Source organism: Primorskyibacter flagellatus (assembly GCF_048268605.1).
Taxonomy (GTDB): Bacteria; Pseudomonadota; Alphaproteobacteria; order Rhodobacterales; family Rhodobacteraceae; genus Primorskyibacter; species Primorskyibacter flagellatus.
Window position 1 is genome coordinate 430,238 of sequence record NZ_JBLWVF010000001.1, and the last position, 17,393, is coordinate 447,630.

Genomic DNA, 17,393 nt, shown 5'->3' on the forward strand with positions numbered 1-17,393 from the left:
CAGTGAAACGACATTGCTTCGGCTGTGAAGCCGCGTTCTCATGCGGCCTTGGCACGCAGCGCCGCAACCGTTAAGAGGGGGCAAAACCAGTGGTATAGACCGCTACCCAATCGCAGACAGGGGCCGCTTGTGAGCAATTCCGACAGTTTCATTGATGAGGTGACCGAAGAGGTCCGCCGCGACAGGCTTTTTGCGCTGATGAAGCGCTATGGCTGGATTGCGGTGCTGGTCGTGATCCTGCTGGTGGGCGGGGCGGCCTGGAACGAATGGCGCAAGGCCAGCGCCCGCGCCTCTGCCGAACAGCTGGGCGATGCGATTCTGGCTGCATTGGAACAGGACGACGCGCAGGAACGGGTTTCGGCCCTGACCGCGATCGACGCGCCGACCCCCGGCGGCAAGGCGCTGCTGCATCTGCTGACCTCGTCCGAACAGGCGAGTGCCGGGGATGATGCGGGCGCGCGCAACAGCCTTGATGCGATCAGCGCCGATGCGGAAGTTCCCGAAATCTACCGCCAGATCGCGGCCTACAAGGCGCTGACACGCGGCGGCACGGACATCACTGTCGAAGACCGACGCCTGCGGTTCGAAGGGCTGGCCACGCCCGGCAGCCCGGTGCGTCTTCTGGCCGAAGAACAGCTTGCGCTGATTGATATTGAAACCGGCGAGCGTGACGCTGCGTTGACCCGCTTGCGGGCGCTTCTCGAAGATGCCGAGATCACCTCGGGCTTGCGTCGGCGGGCAACACAGTTGATTGTTGCCCTTGGTGGCACGCCGGGCGAAGTTTCCGCCGGGTAGGCAAGGCGACCGACGGGCGCAAATCCGTGAAGCAGGACGATAAGGGGACGATGCTGTGCTGAAATTTAGCGGGATGGCCGGTTTGGCCGGGCTGATGTTGCTTGGTGCCTGTGGAGAGCGTGAAGTGATCCTGCCGGGCGAACGGCTGGACCTGCGCGAGGTCTTGCAGGCCGAGGATGGCTTTGTCGATCAGGCCGATGCGCTGAATGACGGCATCAACCGCGAGGCACCGATCCGCCTTCCCGCCATGTCCACGAATGGCAGCTGGCCGCAAGCCGCAGGCAGCGAGCTGTTTCGGGTCGACCATGCGCAGCTGGGACGCAGCCTGACGCCGATCTGGTCCTCAAGTATCGGGCAAGGCGACAAACGCCGGGCGCGGATCTCGACCGATCCCGTCGGCGGCGCGGGGCGCATCTTCACCATGGACAGCGCCTCGACCGTGACCGCGACATCGACCGGCGGCGCGACGTTGTGGCAGACCTCATTGACTCCGGCGCGCGATGGCGCGGGCGATGCGGGCGGCGGCGGTCTGGCGCTTGGGGGCGGCACGCTTTACGTCTCGTCCGGCTTCGGGACCCTGACGGCGCTCGACCCGGCAACCGGTGCCGAGAAATGGCAACAGAAACTGCAAGCCAGCGGCACGGGCACGCCCAGCTATCATGACGGCATCGTCTATCTGGTGGCGGGTGACAGCACCGCCTGGGCGCTTGAGGCCGATACCGGCCGCATCCGCTGGCAGGTCGACGGGCTTTCGGACGTGAACAACGTCGCAGGTGGCCCCGCCCCGGTGGTCAGCGACAAGCAGGTGGTGTTCTCCTTCGGCTCCAACGAGGTGCAATCGACCTTCCGCAAAGGCGGCATCCGGCTGTGGAACGCCTCGCTTGCCGGTCAGCGGGCGGGCTATGCCGCGGCTGGCATCGGTGACGTGACGGGCGATCCGATGCAGGTCGGCAATGTGCTTTACGCGGGCACGCATTCGGGCCGCACCATGGCGCTGAACGCCGATAGCGGCGACCGGATCTGGACCGCGCGGGACGGGGCGCTGGACGCGCTTTGGGTCACTGGCGGATCGGTGTTCTTCGTGTCCGACCGCAACGAGCTTTTGCGTCTGGATGCCTCTGACGGCAGCCGGATCTGGGCGGCGCAACTGCCCGGCTATACCCGCGAGAATCGCCCGCGCAAACGCAAGGCGATCCACGCGCATTTCGGTCCGATCCTGGCTGGTGGCCGGCTGGTCATCGCGTCCTCGGACGGGCAGATCCGCAGCTTTGACCCGGTCAGCGGCGCGCTGGTCGGCAGCACTGCGATCCCCGGTGGCGCGACGTCGCGGCCCATCGTCATGGGGGGTGTGCTCTATGTCGTGTCGTCCAATGGGCAACTCCACGCTTTCCGTTGACGCCGAATTGCGCTATCGGGGCTGTCTGACGCGCCTTGGAGCCTGAAAATGTCCTTCACCCTCGCCATCGTGGGCCGCCCGAATGTGGGAAAATCCACGCTGTTCAACCGCCTTGTCGGCAAACGCCTTGCTCTGGTCGATGACCAGCCGGGGGTGACGCGCGACCTGCGCGAAGGCGATGCCCGCCTTGCCGACCTGCGCTTTACGGTGATCGACACCGCTGGGCTGGAAGAGGCCACGGACGAATCCCTGCAAGGCCGGATGCGCAAGCTGACCGAACGCGCGGTGGATATGGCCGATATCTGCCTGTTCATGATCGACGCCCGTGCGGGCGTGACGACCACGGACGAGGTGTTTGCCGAAATCCTGCGCAAACGCGCCAAACATGTGATCCTGGCGGCCAACAAGGGCGAGGGTGCCGCCGCCGATGCCGGCGTGATCGAGGCATACAGCCTTGGCCTGGGCGAACCCATCCGCCTGTCCGCCGAACATGGCGAAGGGTTGAACGACCTTTATCTGCATCTGATGCCGCTGGCTGACGGTTTTGCCGAACGTGCCGCCGAGGATGCGCCAGAGGTCGATGTGACACTGGACGAGGACGAAGCCGAGGCTGGCGAAGACGGCCCGGCGCTGCGTCCCATTACGGATGCGAAACCATTGCAGATCGCCGTCGTCGGCCGGCCCAATGCCGGCAAATCGACGCTGATCAACCAGATTCTGGGCGAAGAGAAACTGCTGACCGGGCCCGAGGCCGGGATCACCCGCGATGCAATCTCCAGCCGCACCAGTTGGGAGGGCACGCCGGTCCGGATTTTCGACACGGCAGGCATGCGCAAGAAGGCCAAGGTGCAGGACAAGCTGGAAAAGCTGTCCGTATCAGACGGGCTTCGCGCCGTGAAATTCGCCGAAGTGGTCGTCGTGCTGCTGGATGCGGAAATTCCGTTCGAAAGCCAGGATTTGCGGATTGCCGACCTTGCCGAACGCGAAGGCCGCGCCGTGGTGATCGCCGTGAACAAATGGGATATCGAAGAAGACCGGCAGGGCAAGCTGCGCGATCTCAAGGAAGCGTTTGAACGTCTGCTGCCGCAATTGCGCGGCGCGCCTTTGGTCACGGTGTCGGCCAAGACGGGCCGGGGGCTGGACCGGCTGCACGCCGCGATCATGAAGGCGCATGACGTCTGGAACCGCCGCGTATCCACCGCGCAGCTCAACCGCTGGCTGACCGGCATGCTGGAGCAGCACCCGCCGCCCGCGCCACAGGGCAAGCGCATCAAGCTGCGCTACATGACACAGGCCAAGACCCGGCCGCCGGGCTTCGTGGTGATGTGCTCGCATCCCGACAAGCTGCCCGCCAGCTATTCGCGCTATCTTGTGAACGGGCTGCGAGAGGATTTCGACATGCCCGGCACGCCGATCCGGCTGTTCATGCGCGGGCAAAGCGACAAGAATCCCTTCAAGGGCCGCCGCAAGACCAATGCGGGCGCACTGACCAAGCATCTGGGCAAGCGCCCGAAGTAGCGGTTTTCAGATTGAGCGCTTCCGCGCGCTCTTTTTTCAGCAATTTGCAGCGTGACGCGACAGCCTTTCGGGTAGGGACCCCGGAAGGCTGTTTCGATTCGAGTATTTTTACCAAGAAGAAGCCATCACGGCGGGCCCTTGGCGAAGGAAATTTACGAGCGAAATCTTGCCATTGGCGGGTTTGACGACAGAGGCGGCGGGAACCTGCACGCAGGCTTGGCGGGGGTCCGCGCAGAGGTGGTCAAAACCGGATGCCGCTGCGTTTTTCCGCCGGTTTTTTCGGCAATCTTCTGCCTGTCGGTGGCACCTATCTGCCGATTTCGCGGACGGTGCCCAAAGCGCTCCGGTTGGGCTTGAAAGGGGCGCGAAAGAGGGCTTTGTCATGGGCATGACGGACGAAACGCCGTCGATTTCGCGGCCATGAATGGCCGTGCAACTCAACCTAGGAGAAGACTTATGAAACTCGCAGCACTCACACTCGGAACTGTCCTTGCTCTTGGTGCAGCACAGGTTCATGCCGAGACCATGGTCGAGGATATGGATGCCAGCGGAGCCTATTCGATGGAAGAGCTTCAGGCGGCCTATCCCGATCTGACCGAGGATGGGTTTGCCCAGATCGACACGTCGGGTGACGGTGAAGTCGATGCCGACGAGCTGGCCGCCGCGCGCGAAGCCGGTGTTGTCGCTGAATAATTGACGGCAGGGCCTCCGCCTTGCAGCGGGGGCCCGTCGCGCACCGGGGGCGTGCCTGACAAGGCGCGCAACCCGGTGCCTCTTGGCTTTCGGGTCTATTCGGTATCGGTGCCGCGCAGGGCGAGGATCACCAGAATGCCGATGACGGCCAGCGCCGTCACCGCCACGTTCAGCGGGTCGGAATTGGCAACCACGATCCCCACCAGCGCCCAGATGATGGTGATGCCGTAGCTGGGTGCACGGTGCAGGAAATATTGCGTGGCGACAGCACCTGCCAACCCAAGGCTCAGCGCCAGTAGCGCCGCGGGGGTTTCCGGCAACCAGCCATATCCGCCCAGCAAAAGCCCGACCGATACTGCCGAGGCGGCTGTCAGCCAGCCCGCATAGACCGCGATCGGCGCCTGTTGCCACCAGCGGTCGGTATCGCCTGACTTGAACAATGCCATCAATGCCGTGCCAAGCATGATGAAGATCAGCACCGTGGCAAGGACCGGCGAGAGGTTGGCCAGCGGAATCCAGACAGCCCCCACCGCCATGCTGGCAAAGAGCCAGGGCCGCATCGGTGCCCAGTCTGGATCGTCCCACCGGCGGATCAGGCCAAAGCCGCTGCCGACGATGAGCCACGCATAGATCAGCCCCCAGATCGAGAACGCGTACCCCGCAGGCTGCACGGGCGGGTTGACCTGCGGGACCGGAAAGCGGTCAGGAGGGAACCCGCTGAACCCCTGCGACAGCAAGGGAGAGGCGGCAAAACCCACCGCCGCCAGCAGCACGAGGGGGGCCCAGACTCGTGTCATGCAGTGTGCTCCTCAGACCAATGTGCCATCGGCGCTCAGCCGGGTCTTGCCGCGCAGCCACGGGTGCAGCGCCTCTGGCAGATCGACCGAGCCATCCTCTTGCTGGCCGTTCTCCAACACCGCGATCAGGCAACGCCCCACCGCAAGGCCAGAGCCGTTCAGCGTGTGCACATATTCCGGCTTGCCGCCGCCTGAGGGTTTGAACCGCGCATTCATCCGGCGCGCCTGAAACGCATCACAGACGGAGACAGAGCTGATCTCGCGATACGCGTTCTGTCCGGGCAGCCAGACCTCGATGTCATGGGTGCGGCGCGCGCCAAAGCCCATATCGCCGGAGCACAGCGACACGGTCCGGTAGGGCAGACCCAGCCGTTCCAGAATCCCCTGCGCGCAGGCTGTCATGCGGTCCAGTTCCGCGCGGCTGTGATCGGGATGGGTCACGCTGACCATCTCGACCTTCTCGAATTGGTGCTGGCGCAGCATGCCCGCCGTGTCACGGCCCGCAGAACCAGCCTCGGACCGGAAGCATTGCGAATGCGCGACATAACGGCGGGGCAGGGTGTCTTCGTCCACCGTCAACCCATTCACGATATTGGTCAGCGTCACCTCGGAGGTCGGGATCAGCCACCAGCCATTCGTCGTCTGATAGCTGTCCTCGCCGAATTTCGGCAACTGACCTGTGCCCAGCATCATCTCTTCGCGCACCAGCACGGGGGTCCATGTTTCGGACAGACCGTTTTCCTCGACATGCGTGTCCAGCATGAATTGCGCCAGCGCCCGGTGAATGCGCGCGACACCGCCCGACAACACGACAAACCGCGCGCCCGACAGTTTTGCGGCGGTCTCGAAATCCATGCCCGGTTTCACGCCCGCCAGATCGTAATGTTCCCTGGGGGCGAAATCGAACGCGCGCGGGGTGCCCCAGCGGTGCGTTTCGACATTGTCATCCTCGTCGGTCCCGTCCGGCACATCGTCATGCGGCAGGTTGGGCAGGGTCATCAGCAGCGCGGTCAGCCGCTCATCCTCGGCTTTTGCCCTCGCCTGCATGTCCGCCATCTCGGCCTTCTTGGCGGCCACCAGCGCGCGCAGACGCTCGAACTCTGCCTCGTCACCGCGGCCCTTGGCGGCCCCCACTTCCTTGGACGCCTTGTTCTGTTCGGCCTGAGCGGTCTCTGCGGCGTGGATCGCGGCACGGCGCGCCTCGTCGATGGCCAGAACATCCGACGACACCGGCGCAACGCCTCTGCGGGACAGCGCCGCGTCAAAAGCAGCCGGGTTTTCGCGGATGGCGCGGATGTCATGCATCTGTCTGGTCCTTCGTGATGAATCGTTCTGTGCGGCGTTATGCACCAGAATTCGCGCGGGCGGTACTGGCGGTTTTGACGCTGTTGTGCTGCGCATGTCAGGGGCGCGCCGCCCATGTTTTGCCCGTGAGGTGCATTGGACGCAACCCGCAACGCTGCGCGATTGCCAGACTCCGCATGTGTTTTGTCGAACTGACGCCGCTTTGTCAGGGCTCGTCCGTCATCCGGCTCAATACCCATTCTCCTACAGGGGCACCCAGACTGGCCGTGCTGTTCGCGCCATTGACCACGCCCACAACATGCCAGATGCCGTCAACCTGCTGGAAGACCGGCCCGCCAGAGGTACCGCCTCGCGCCGGACAGGACAGCCACAGCTGGGTATCGCTTAGCCGCTGACAATCGAACCGCGCGCCCAGCCGGTGCGGCCGGTTGTCCTGATATCCCATGATCGCGACGATCCCAGGCTGCGGTGCGTGGATTGCAAACGGTGTCACCTCCAGCGGGTGTTTCAGCCACATCAAAGCGATGTCCGATGGGCCGGGCTTGTCGGCATAATCGGGGTGCACCAAGACCCGTTGGGCAGCTGAATCGCCGGCATAATCCCCGCCCAGCCAGCCCGCGACGAAATGCAACCGGCTCAGCGGAATGACTCCGTCGCGCCCCTGCACACAATGCGCCGCCGTCAGCACCAGATCCGGTGCGACAAGCGTGCCGGAACACAGCGCCTTTTGATTGAACCCCGCCTGATTGACCCGTCCCACGGCCTGCCACGCTGCGTGGTCCTCCAATGGCAGGGCGGGCAGTTCAGCCTGCGCCGGCACACAAAGCCCCAATACAAGGATCATTGCCGCCCAAAACCGCATGCGCCTCTGTCCGGTCAATCCGCTGGCGCGTCGACCTTTGGGGGCAGTTGCCGGATAGTCCACTCGGCATATCGCGTTCTGTCGGGCAAGCATTGCATCCCCGACCGCTGTGTCCTTCCGGACCGGCGTGGTTGGCTGCATGGCGTTGTCCATGTGATGTCCCGTCCGTTATTCCGGCCAGCAACTTGGGCGGCGTGGCCGGACCCTAGCGCCGTCGCGGATTGGCGGCAATCTGCGGGGATTTGCGGGGCATAGGGCTTTTGTACAGAACGGAGGTACAAAAAGCACAAAATGCACCAACCAAGCCGCCTTGCAATGCCCCGGCTCTGCGCATAGGTTCCGCCAGAATTTGCGGGGATGTCTCCGCCTGAACCAACGGAGCCTTCCCATGGACACCAGCGCCATCGCGCAGTTTCTGCCTCTCATTCTGATCTTCGCGATCATGTATTTCCTCCTGATCCGTCCGCAGCAGAAAAAGCTGAAAGATCATCAGAAGATGGTAAGCGCTCTGCGCCGTGGCGATCAGGTCGTGACCCAGGGTGGCCTGATCGGTAAGGTCGTTAAGGTCAAGGAAAACAACGAGTTGGAAGTTGAACTTGCCGAAGGTATGAAGGTTCGCGTGGTGCAATCCACCATCGCGCAGGTGCTGTCCAAGACAGAACCCGCCGACACCTGATCCGCCCAATTTCTGCCTCGTAGACGGAGCGGCCTTATGCTGCAAATCGACCTTTGGAAGCGCGTGCTTATCTGGGCAGTGTGTATCGCAGGCCTGCTTTTGGCCATGCCCAACGCCTTCTACTCCCGCGTCGAGACACATAACGACGCTGTGGCCACCATCGAGGTCGCAGGGCAAACGCCGGAACTTGCTGAACAATCAGCGGGTTGGCCGTCGTTCTTGCCGTCGTCCCTGGTCAATCTGGGCCTTGATCTGCGGGGCGGCGTGCACCTGCTGGCCGAGGTTCAGGTCGAGGATGTCTACAAGGCGCGGATGGATTCAATGTGGCCAGAGCTGCGCAACGCCCTGCGCGAGGCGCGCTCTGATGTCGGCACGATCCGTCTGCAACCTTCCGGCGATGATGAACTTCGCGTGAAGATCTCGCAGCCCGAAGGTATGGCGCGGGCGATCGAGGTTGCGCGCGCATTGTCGCAACCCGTCACCTCGATCACCGCCGCAGGGGCGCGCGATCTGGACGTGGCGGGCGACGGCGATGTGCTGGTCGTTACCCTGTCCGAGGCGGAACGCACGGCGATGGATGACCGCACGCTGCAACAAGCCCTTGAAATCATTCGACGTCGCATCGACGAGGTTGGCACACGCGAACCCACGATCCAGCGTCAGGGGGCCGACCGCATCCTGATTCAGGTGCCTGGCATCGGGTCCGCGGAAGAGCTGATCGCGATCATCGGCACGACCGCGCAACTGACCTTTCAGCCTGTCATGGGGCGCGGCTCGAATGCCGACGCCACTGTGCCTGCGGGGCAGGAAGTGTTGCCGTCCCTCGATGAGGAAGGGCTGTATTACACGCTGGAGACGGCTCCGGTTGTCACAGGCGAAGAGCTGACCGACGCGCAGCCTGCCTTTGACCAGAACGGGCGTCCAGCGGTCAACTTCCGCTTCAACCCGACAGGGGCGCGGAAATTCGGAGATTATACCGCCCAGAACATCGGCAGCCCCTTCGCCATCGTGCTGGATAACGAGGTCATCAGCGCGCCGGTGATCCAAAGCCATATTCCGGGCGGTTCGGGCATTATCACCGGCAATTTCACCGTCGAGGAATCCACCAAGCTTGCCGTGTTGCTGCGCGCGGGTGCCTTGCCTGCCGGGCTGAATTTTCTGGAACAGCGCACCATCGGGCCGGAGCTTGGCCAAGACAGCATCGACGCGGGCAAAATCGCCTGTATCGTTGCTTTCATTGCGGTGCTGGTCTTCATGTTCCTCAGCTACGGCCTGTTCGGCATCTTTGCCAATATCGCGTTGCTGATCAACGTGGGTCTGCTTTTCGGACTGCTCAGCCTGATCGGGGCAACACTCACGCTGCCGGGGATTGCGGGCATCGTGCTGACCATCGGCATGGCCGTGGATGCCAATGTGCTGATTTTCGAGCGTATCCGGGAAGAACTGAAATCCGCCCGAGGCCCGGCGCGTGCCATTGATCTTGGCTATGAAAAAGCGCTGTCAGCGATCATCGACGCCAATATCACCACCTTCATCACGGCCGTGATCCTGTTTGCCATGGGCTCTGGTCCGGTACGCGGCTTTGCCATCACTCTGGGCATCGGCATTCTGACATCCGTGTTCACCGCGATCTTCGTCACCCGCCTGCTGGTGGTGATGTGGTTCGAACGCACCCGCCCCAAGACGATCGAGGTCTGACCCATGCGCCTGAGACTGGTACCCGAGACGACGAACTGGGATTTTTTCAGCCGCTCAAAGCTGTGGCTGGGCATTTCGGCCTTCATGATCGTGCTTGCCCTGATCTCTTTCGGGGCGCGCGGGCTGAATTACGGCATCGACTTTCGCGGCGGTACGACCATCCGCACGCAAAGCGAACAGACGGTGGATGTGGGCGCGTATCGTGACGCGCTGGCCGCGCTGGAACTGGGCGACATCACCATATCCGAAGTGTTCGACCCCAATTTCGGGCCAGAGCAGAACGTGGCGATGATCCGCATTCAGGCCCAGGACGAGACGGATAGCGTTTCATCCGAAACCATTGTCGCCGCTGAAAACGCCTTGTCCGAGGTGACCCCGGATATCAGGTTCGTGTCGGTGGAATCGGTTGGCCCGAAAGTCTCTGGCGAGTTGATCCAGACCGCCGTGATTGCCGTCGTTCTCGCGATCTTTGCGGTGCTCGTCTATATCTGGCTCAGGTTCGAATGGCAGTTTGCGCTTGGGGCCGTGGTCGCGCTCGTGCATGACGTTGTGCTGACCATCGGCGTGTTCTCCGAGGTCGGCATCAAGTTCGATCTTGCGATCATCGCGGCGCTTCTGACCATTGTGGGCTATTCGTTGAACGATACGGTCGTGGTGTTCGACCGCGTTCGCGAAAACCTGCGCAAATTCAAGAAGATGGAGCTGAAAGAGGTTCTGAATGTCTCGATCAACGAAACGCTTAGCCGGACGTTCATGACCTCGATCACCACGCTGATTGCGCTGATCGCGCTGTTCGTGCTGGGCGGCGACGTGATCCGTGGCTTTGTCTTTGCGATGATCTGGGGTGTTGTCGTGGGCACCTATTCGTCGATCTTCGTGGCCTCGACCTCCCTGCTTTGGCTGGGCGTCAAGCGCGACTGGACAAAGACGGATGGCAAGGCCGGAACGCAATTCGCGGATATTGATGCCTGACATGAAGGCAGGGGCGCTGTAACGCGCGTCTGCCGTTGGCCATCTCTTTCGCGGGCGCTGCGCTGGCGGTGAACTGCTGTTCGACTGAAGGAGAAGGACATGCGCCTGAACGAGATCGTCTTTACCGATGCCCAGCCCGTCGAGGGCTATGGGTCCGGCTATTTCCGGATCGGCGGCAAAGTCGTGGAAGGCCCGGTTATTCTAAGCGCGGGTGGTGTGCAAAGCTGGGGCGGCTATGACGACCGCGCGCCGCTTTTGGCGCTTGCCGAGGACATTGACGTGCTGTTCGTCGGCACCGGTGCCGAGATCCTGCATCTGCCGCGTGACTTGCGCGAAGAATTGGAGGCCGCGGGCATGGGGATCGAGGTGATGAACACGCCCTCGGCCTGCCGGACGTATAATGTGCTGCTTTCCGAAGGTCGGCGGGTGGCGCTGGCTGCGCTTCCGGTTTGAGCGTGCCGGTGGGGCCTTGCCGGGGCAGTAATCAACATCACCCGCGCGCATTTGATCTCTTTTGTCCGTGCGGGCAATGAATTAAGCCCGACACCATGACATTGCATGCCATAGATCTCAGCGTCTCGCGTGGCGGGGTTGCGGTGCTGGAAGGGTTGAATTTCAGCCTTTCACCCGGCACGGCGCTTGTGTTGCGCGGGCCGAACGGGTCCGGCAAGACAACGCTTTTGCGCACCGTCGCGGGCTTGCAGCCGCCCTTGGCCGGGCGGGTCGAGGGCGACGGTGAAGAGATTGCCTATGCCGCCCATGCTGACGGGTTGAAGGTGATGCTGAGCGTGTCCGAAAACCTGTCTTTCTGGGCGTCGGTCTTTGGCACCGGTGACATCGTGGCGGCACTTCGCGCCTTCGATCTGGAGGCCCTGTCGGATCGGCTCGCCGGGACACTCTCGGCGGGGCAGAAACGTCGTTTGGGACTGGCGCGGCTCATGGTGACGGGGCGCGCGATCTGGGTGCTGGATGAACCAACAGTCTCATTGGACGCGGCGTCTGTCGAACTGTTCGCCGCAGCCGTGCGCACCCATCTGGGGCAGGGCGGATCGGCGCTGATCGCCACCCATATTGATCTGGGACTGGACACTGAACTGCTGGATGTCACGCCCTTTCGCGCCGTCTGGCGGGCCTCTGACCCGGACGAGGCGTTCCTGTGATCGCGTTGCTGACACGCGATCTGCGGCTTGGCGTGCGCGCGGGCGGCGGCTTTGGTCTTGGGCTTGCGTTCTTTCTGATCGTGACGGTGCTGGTGCCGTTCAGTATCGGGCCGGAAAGCGCCCTGCTGGCGCGGATCGCTCCCGGCATCCTGTGGCTGGGGGCGCTGTTGGCCTGCCTTCTGTCGCTGGATCGCATCCTTGCGCTGGACTGGGAGGATGGCAGTCTGGATCTGCTGGCCACCGCGCCCTTGCCGATGGAAGGGATCGTCAGCATCAAGGCGCTCGCGCATTGGATCACCACCGGCCTGCCGCTGGTGCTGGTCGCGCCGGCGCTTGGCGTGCTGCTGAACCTGCCGGGGCCGGGCTATCTATGGGTCACGGTGTCGTTGCTGTTGGGGACGCCCGCACTTTCGGTGATCGGAACTTTCGGTGCCGCCCTGACGGTGGGCATCAAGCGTGGCGGGCTGCTCCTGTCGCTGCTGGTCCTGCCGCTTTACGTCCCGACGCTGATCTTCGGGGCAGAGGTCGCGCGACGTGGCGCTGCCGGGCTGGAGGTCGTGACGCCACTGACCATGCTTGCCGGGATCACTTTTGGCGTGATCGCGCTATTGCCATTTGCCTCTGCGGCAGTGTTGCGGATTAACCTGCGCTGAACCATCTGTTAGGACGGCGCGGAACTGATGTAGGAGGAGGCATGGCCTCTATCTGGGAATATGCGAACCCGGTGAAATTCATCCGGACCACCGACAGGCTGTTGCCCTGGCTGTCGGCTGCGGCGGTGGTGACGCTGCTTGTGGGTCTGGTCTGGGGGTTCTTCTTCACGCCGGACGATTACCGGCAGGGATCGACCGTCAAGATCATCTACCTGCATGTACCGGCCGCGCTGATGGCCATCAATGCCTGGCTGATGATGCTGGTGGCGTCACTGATCTGGATCGTGCGCCGCCACCATGTCAGCGCGCTGGCCGCCCGTGCCGCCGCCCCCGTGGGTGCGGTGATGACGGTGATCGCTTTGGTCACCGGTGCGCTTTGGGGCCAGCCGATGTGGGGGACGTGGTGGGAATGGGATCCACGGCTGACCTCGTTCCTGATCCTGTTCCTGTTCTACCTTGGCTACATGGCGCTTTGGGCCGCGATCGAGGATGACGACACCGCCGCTGATCTGACCTCTATCCTGTGTCTGGTGGGGTCGGTCTTTGCGATCCTCAGCCGCTATGCGGTGAATTTCTGGAATCAGGGTCTGCATCAGGGCGCGTCGGTGATGCGTGCGGGCGCGCTTGCGGGCGATACCGAAGAACGTGTCAGCAACATCTTTGCCGTGCCGCTTTTTGTGTCGATGGCAGGGTTCGCGCTGCTGTTCATCGCGCTGGTTTTTCTACGCACACAGACTGAAATTCGGGCACGACGGACACGGGCCTTGATGGCGCGGGAGAGGATGGGGTGATGCCGGATCTGGGGAAATACGCGGATGTCGTACTGTCATCCTATGCAGTGTCGATCCTGCTGATCGTGGCCCTGGTCGGCGTCAGCTTCTGGCGCGCGCGCCGGGTCAAGGCAGAGCTGGACCGGGTTGAAACAAGGGGAACACGCCGTGGCTAAGATTTCACCACTGATGATTGCACCGCCGGCGATCTTTGCCGGGCTGGCCGCCTTGTTCTACGTTGGCATGTTCCGCGACGATCCGCAGGGTTTGCCCTCCACCCGGATCGGACAGCCCGCACCGGCGACTACCGAGACTGCCCTGACCGGCTATCCCGCGCTCGAACCGGGGGCGCTAGCAACGGGCGAGGTGACGCTGGTGAATTTCTGGGCAAGCTGGTGTCCGCCGTGCCGCGCCGAACACCCCAAGCTGCTGGAACTGGAGGCACAGGGGATGCGGATCGTCGGAGTGAACTTCAAGGATCAGGCCGAGGACGCACAGAAATATCTGGCCGAGTCGGACAGCCCGTTCATAGCCGTTCCGTTTGATCCCAAGGGCCGCAGCGCGATTGATTGGGGCGTGACCGCCCCACCCGAGACATTCATCGTCGATGGCGATGGCACAGTGCTGTTTCGCTTTGCCGGACCGTTGGTCGGATCAGATTATGAGAACCGTTTCGCGCCCGAGCTGGAAAAAGCATTGGCTGACTGACGCTTGCCGTCCCGGCCCGAACCGGGCCGAGACGACGCGCATTTGCTATGAAATACCAAGAATAGCGGGACCCTTATCTCAGGGCGTGATCGCGCAATGTTCCGATGCGCTGAGCGAGGGGCAGGCCGGGGGCGACTTGGTGCTGGCCTGGGCACCGTAAACGACAAGAATGCTCAATGCGATGATCTGCGCGAATGTGATCGTGTTCTTCATGGTCTCTGCCTCTTTGCTTGCCCTTCAAATGGGGCATTACAGCAAATGACATAAGGGGAAATTTCCGGGCTGGCGCGTCACGAAGCCGTGTTTGGCGAAGACCCGCGCATAGCAGGGTTGCACAAAACGAAAAGGCGCGCCACCGAAGCGACGCGCCATTTTCTGCATTGAACCCCGTCAGCTTGGGGTTGTGGGGCCTGACGGATCAGGATGCCGCGAGGTTGCGAAGCACGTAATGCAACACGCCGCCATGCTCGATATATTCAATCTCGATCGCGGTATCGATCCGGCATTTCAGCGTGATTTCCTTTTCCGTGCCGTCGGCATAGGTGATGGTGCAAGGCACATCCTGAAGCGGTTTGATCGTGTCCAGACCCGAGATCGAGACCGTCTCGTCACCCGTCAGCTTCAGCGATTTGCGGGTGTCGCCGCCGGTGAATTCCAGCGGGACGACGCCCATGCCCACCAGGTTGGACCGGTGGATACGCTCAAAGCTTTCGGCGATGACTGCCTTGACGCCCAGCAGGGCCGTGCCCTTGGCCGCCCAGTCACGGCTGGAGCCCGCGCCGTATTGCTCGCCACCGAAGATCACCAGCGGCGTGCCGTTTTCCTGATAGGCCATTGCGGCGTCGAAGATGGCCGCCTGTTCGCCATCCGGGCCTTTTGTGTAGCCGCCTTCGACCCCGTCCAGCATCTCGTTCTTGATGCGGATGTTGGCGAATGTGCCGCGCATCATCACCTCATGGTTGCCGCGACGGCTGCCATAAGAGTTGAATTCGCGCGACGGCACCTGACGCTCTGTCAGATAGCGGCCCGCTGGTGTGGTGTCCTTGAACGAACCGGCCGGGCTGATGTGGTCAGTGGTGACCATGTCGCCAAGCAAGGCCAGAACACGCGCACCTTCGATATTGCTGATGGTGCCCGGCTCCTTGCTCATGTTCTGGAAGTAGGGCGGGTTCTGGATATAGGTCGATGTGGACGGCCAATCATAGGTTTCCTGCTGCGGAACCTCGACGCCCTGCCATTTTTCGTCGCCTTTGAAGACATCGGCATATTTCGACTGGAACGCCTCGCGCGTCACGGTCTGTTCGACCAGATCCGCGATTTCCTTTGTGGTCGGCCAGATGTCCTTGAGGTAGACGTCATTGCCGTCCTTGTCCTTGCCAAGACTGTCTTTGGTGATGTCGACATTCATGTCACCCACCAGCGCATAGGCCACGACGAGGGGCGGCGATGCCAGATAGTTGGCGCGCACATCCGGGCTGATCCGGCCTTCGAAGTTGCGGTTGCCCGACAGGACCGACGTGCCGATCAGGTCATTGTCGTTGATGCATTTCGAGATCTCCTCGGCCAGCGGGCCGGAGTTGCCGATACAGGTGGTGCAGCCATAACCGACAAGGTTGAACCCGATCTTGTCGAGGTCCTTTTGCAGATCCGCAGCCTCCAGATAGGCAGAGACGACCTGCGATCCGGGGGCGAGGGATGTCTTGACCCACGGTTTGCGCGTCAGGCCAAGGGCCGCCGCCTTGCGCGCCACAAGGCCCGCGCCGATCATCACATAAGGGTTCGACGTGTTGGTGCAGGACGTGATCGAGGCAATCACGATAGAGCCGTCATGCAGCTGGTAGTGGCTTTTCTCTGTCGGAACGAAACCCCGTTTGTGATGCCCCTCATCACCGGGGATGTCGGTGGGTTCCGGCGCGCCGCCTTCACCTTCCCAGCGAACCTCGGAACTCGCGCTGGTGTCCTTGCCTTCGCGGATGCCCTTGACGTACTGGCCAAATGCGGTGGCCGCGGAATCCAGCGCGATGTAGTCCTGTGGACGTTTGGGGCCGGAAATGGCGGGCACGATCGTGCCCATGTCAAGCTCCAGCGTGTCGGTATAGACGGGATCGTAATCCGCGCCGCGCCACATGCCGTTTTCCTTGGCATAGGCCTCGACCAGTGCGATGCGGTCGTCTTCACGGCCGGTATTGCGCAGGTAACGCAGGGTTTCGTCGTCGATCGGAAAGAAGCCGCAGGTGGCACCGTATTCCGGTGCCATGTTGGCGATAGTGGCACGATCCGCCAGTGGCAGATTGTTCAGACCGTCACCGTAGAATTCCACGAATTTGGAAACCACGCCCTTTTCACGCAGCATTTCCACGACTTTCAGAACCAGGTCGGTGCCGGTGGTGCCTTCGACCATGCGGCCGGTCAGTTTGAAACCCACGACTTCGGGGATCAGCATCGAGATCGGCTGACCCAGCATCGCGGCCTCAGCCTCGATCCCGCCAACGCCCCAGCCCAGAACGGCCGCGCCGTTGACCATGGTCGTGTGGCTGTCGGTGCCGACCAGCGTGTCGGGATAAGCGACGACATCGCCGTTCTGGTCCTTGTCGCTCCAGACGGTCTGGCTGAGATATTCCAGGTTCACCTGGTGGCAAATGCCGGTGCCCGGTGGCACAACGCGGAAATTGTTGAACGCGGTCTGGCCCCATTTGAGGAAAGTATAGCGCTCCATGTTGCGCTCATACTCTCGGTCCACGTTCATCTGGAAGGCGCGCGGGTTGCCGAATTCGTCAATCATGACCGAGTGGTCGATGACCAGATCGACCGGGTTCAGCGGGTTGATCTTCTGCGGGTCGCCACCGAGATGCTTGATGCCGTCACGCATGGCGGCAAGGTCAACCACGGCGGGGACGCCGGTGAAATCCTGCATCAGTACGCGGGCCGGACGATAGGCGATCTCGCGCGGGTTCTTGCCGCCTTTGGTCGCCCATTCGGCAAACGCCTTGATGTCGTCGACGGTGACGGTGTTGCCGTCCTCAAACCGCAGCATGTTTTCCAACACGACCTTCAGCGCGGCGGGCAGTTTCGAGAAATCCCCAAGCCCGGCTGCTTCGGCTGCGGGGATCGAGTAATAGGCGAAAGACTGGTCGCCGACAGACAACGTCTTGCGTGTCTTGGCTGTATCCTGACCGACTGTGATGGGCATTATTGGCTCCCTTGCGAAATGCGGGTGATAAGGGTGTTGCTGGCTGTTATCTGCCCTAACCTGACGTGCCAATCAAGGGGGGTGCGTCGTTATGTATACCATTGCACACCGAATTTGGGCCGCCAGATCCAGAAATTGCGACACCTGACACGGAACAGGGTGTCAATGCGTCCGCTTTCGTCGCTGAGGCGAGAGATTGG

18 protein-coding genes are annotated in these 17,393 nt (G+C 62.4%); 13 read left to right on the forward strand and 5 right to left on the reverse strand.

The window, feature by feature from the left end:
• Positions 1–129: 129 nt before the first annotated feature.
• The 4 genes from ACN0WV_RS02030 (at position 130) to ACN0WV_RS02045 (ending at position 4,402) form a co-directional block, all read left to right on the forward strand.
• Positions 130–795 carry a hypothetical protein gene (locus ACN0WV_RS02030; RefSeq protein WP_417603417.1) on the forward strand — a complete coding sequence of 222 codons (666 nt, stop codon included), beginning with the start codon at positions 130–132 and terminating at the stop codon, positions 793–795.
• A 55-nt stretch (positions 796–850) separates the two neighbouring features.
• Positions 851–2,191: a PQQ-like beta-propeller repeat protein gene (locus ACN0WV_RS02035; protein ID WP_417603419.1), complete on the forward strand. Its 1,341-nt coding sequence runs from the start codon at positions 851–853 to the stop codon at positions 2,189–2,191.
• Between the two features lie 48 nt (positions 2,192–2,239).
• Positions 2,240–3,709, forward strand: a complete 1,470-nt coding sequence (gene der, locus ACN0WV_RS02040; protein WP_417603421.1) for a ribosome biogenesis GTPase Der — start codon at positions 2,240–2,242, stop codon at positions 3,707–3,709.
• Between the two features lie 456 nt (positions 3,710–4,165).
• On the forward strand, positions 4,166–4,402 hold the full coding sequence (locus ACN0WV_RS02045) for a hypothetical protein (RefSeq protein WP_084349877.1): 237 nt from the start codon (positions 4,166–4,168) through the stop codon (positions 4,400–4,402).
• A 95-nt stretch (positions 4,403–4,497) separates the two neighbouring features.
• Here the strand turns inward: ACN0WV_RS02045 and ACN0WV_RS02050 are convergent, their stop codons facing one another.
• The 3 genes from ACN0WV_RS02050 to ACN0WV_RS02060 all read right to left on the reverse strand — a co-directional run bounded on the left by ACN0WV_RS02050 (position 4,498) and on the right by ACN0WV_RS02060 (position 7,348).
• The gene (locus ACN0WV_RS02050) at positions 4,498–5,199 is read right to left on the reverse strand and encodes a hypothetical protein (protein WP_417603423.1); all 702 of its coding nucleotides are present in this window, start codon (positions 5,197–5,199) and stop codon (positions 4,498–4,500) included.
• A 12-nt stretch (positions 5,200–5,211) separates the two neighbouring features.
• Positions 5,212–6,504 carry a serine--tRNA ligase gene (gene serS, locus ACN0WV_RS02055; protein WP_417603425.1) on the reverse strand — a complete coding sequence of 431 codons (1,293 nt, stop codon included), beginning with the start codon at positions 6,502–6,504 and terminating at the stop codon, positions 5,212–5,214.
• A 205-nt stretch (positions 6,505–6,709) separates the two neighbouring features.
• On the reverse strand, positions 6,710–7,348 hold the full coding sequence (locus ACN0WV_RS02060) for a trypsin-like serine peptidase (protein WP_417603428.1): 639 nt from the start codon (positions 7,346–7,348) through the stop codon (positions 6,710–6,712).
• Positions 7,349–7,754: 406 nt separating this feature from the next.
• Here ACN0WV_RS02060 and yajC point away from each other — a divergent pair, with 406 nt between their 5' ends.
• The 9 genes from yajC (at position 7,755) to ACN0WV_RS02105 (ending at position 14,003) form a co-directional block, all read left to right on the forward strand.
• Complete coding sequence (gene yajC / locus ACN0WV_RS02065; RefSeq protein WP_417603430.1) at positions 7,755–8,042, forward strand: preprotein translocase subunit YajC; 288 nt, start codon at positions 7,755–7,757, stop codon at positions 8,040–8,042.
• Between the two features lie 36 nt (positions 8,043–8,078).
• On the forward strand, positions 8,079–9,740 hold the full coding sequence (gene secD / locus ACN0WV_RS02070) for a protein translocase subunit SecD (RefSeq protein WP_417603432.1): 1,662 nt from the start codon (positions 8,079–8,081) through the stop codon (positions 9,738–9,740).
• Positions 9,741–9,743: 3 nt separating this feature from the next.
• Positions 9,744–10,712, forward strand: a complete 969-nt coding sequence (secF, locus tag ACN0WV_RS02075; protein ID WP_084349883.1) for a protein translocase subunit SecF — start codon at positions 9,744–9,746, stop codon at positions 10,710–10,712.
• A 99-nt stretch (positions 10,713–10,811) separates the two neighbouring features.
• The gene (locus ACN0WV_RS02080; RefSeq protein ID WP_417603434.1) at positions 10,812–11,165 is read left to right on the forward strand and encodes an Mth938-like domain-containing protein; all 354 of its coding nucleotides are present in this window, start codon (positions 10,812–10,814) and stop codon (positions 11,163–11,165) included.
• 95 nt (positions 11,166–11,260) lie between these two features.
• The gene (gene ccmA / locus ACN0WV_RS02085; RefSeq protein WP_417603437.1) at positions 11,261–11,872 is read left to right on the forward strand and encodes a heme ABC exporter ATP-binding protein CcmA; all 612 of its coding nucleotides are present in this window, start codon (positions 11,261–11,263) and stop codon (positions 11,870–11,872) included.
• Positions 11,869–12,525 (forward strand): heme exporter protein CcmB, encoded by a 657-nt coding sequence (ccmB, locus tag ACN0WV_RS02090; protein ID WP_417603439.1) that lies wholly within the window; start codon positions 11,869–11,871, stop codon positions 12,523–12,525. Before ccmA ends, ccmB begins: the two co-directional genes overlap by 4 nt.
• 41 nt (positions 12,526–12,566) lie before the next feature.
• Positions 12,567–13,316, forward strand: a complete 750-nt coding sequence (locus ACN0WV_RS02095) for a heme ABC transporter permease (protein ID WP_417603441.1) — start codon at positions 12,567–12,569, stop codon at positions 13,314–13,316.
• A complete protein-coding gene (gene ccmD, locus ACN0WV_RS02100) occupies positions 13,313–13,471 on the forward strand; it encodes a heme exporter protein CcmD (RefSeq protein WP_179141397.1) in 159 nt (52 codons plus the stop codon). The genes ACN0WV_RS02095 and ccmD overlap by 4 nt, the downstream gene beginning before the upstream one ends.
• On the forward strand, positions 13,464–14,003 hold the full coding sequence (locus tag ACN0WV_RS02105; protein ID WP_417603443.1) for a DsbE family thiol:disulfide interchange protein: 540 nt from the start codon (positions 13,464–13,466) through the stop codon (positions 14,001–14,003). Before ccmD ends, ACN0WV_RS02105 begins: the two co-directional genes overlap by 8 nt.
• Before the next feature lie 78 nt (positions 14,004–14,081).
• On the opposite strand, the gene ACN0WV_RS02110 is transcribed toward ACN0WV_RS02105, so the two are convergent.
• Together ACN0WV_RS02110 and acnA are read right to left on the reverse strand one after the other, a co-directional pair.
• A complete protein-coding gene (locus ACN0WV_RS02110) occupies positions 14,082–14,216 on the reverse strand; it encodes a hypothetical protein (protein WP_268876722.1) in 135 nt (44 codons plus the stop codon).
• A 205-nt stretch (positions 14,217–14,421) separates the two neighbouring features.
• A complete protein-coding gene (acnA, locus tag ACN0WV_RS02115; protein WP_417603445.1) occupies positions 14,422–17,193 on the reverse strand; it encodes an aconitate hydratase AcnA in 2,772 nt (923 codons plus the stop codon).
• Positions 17,194–17,393 lie beyond the last annotated feature (200 nt).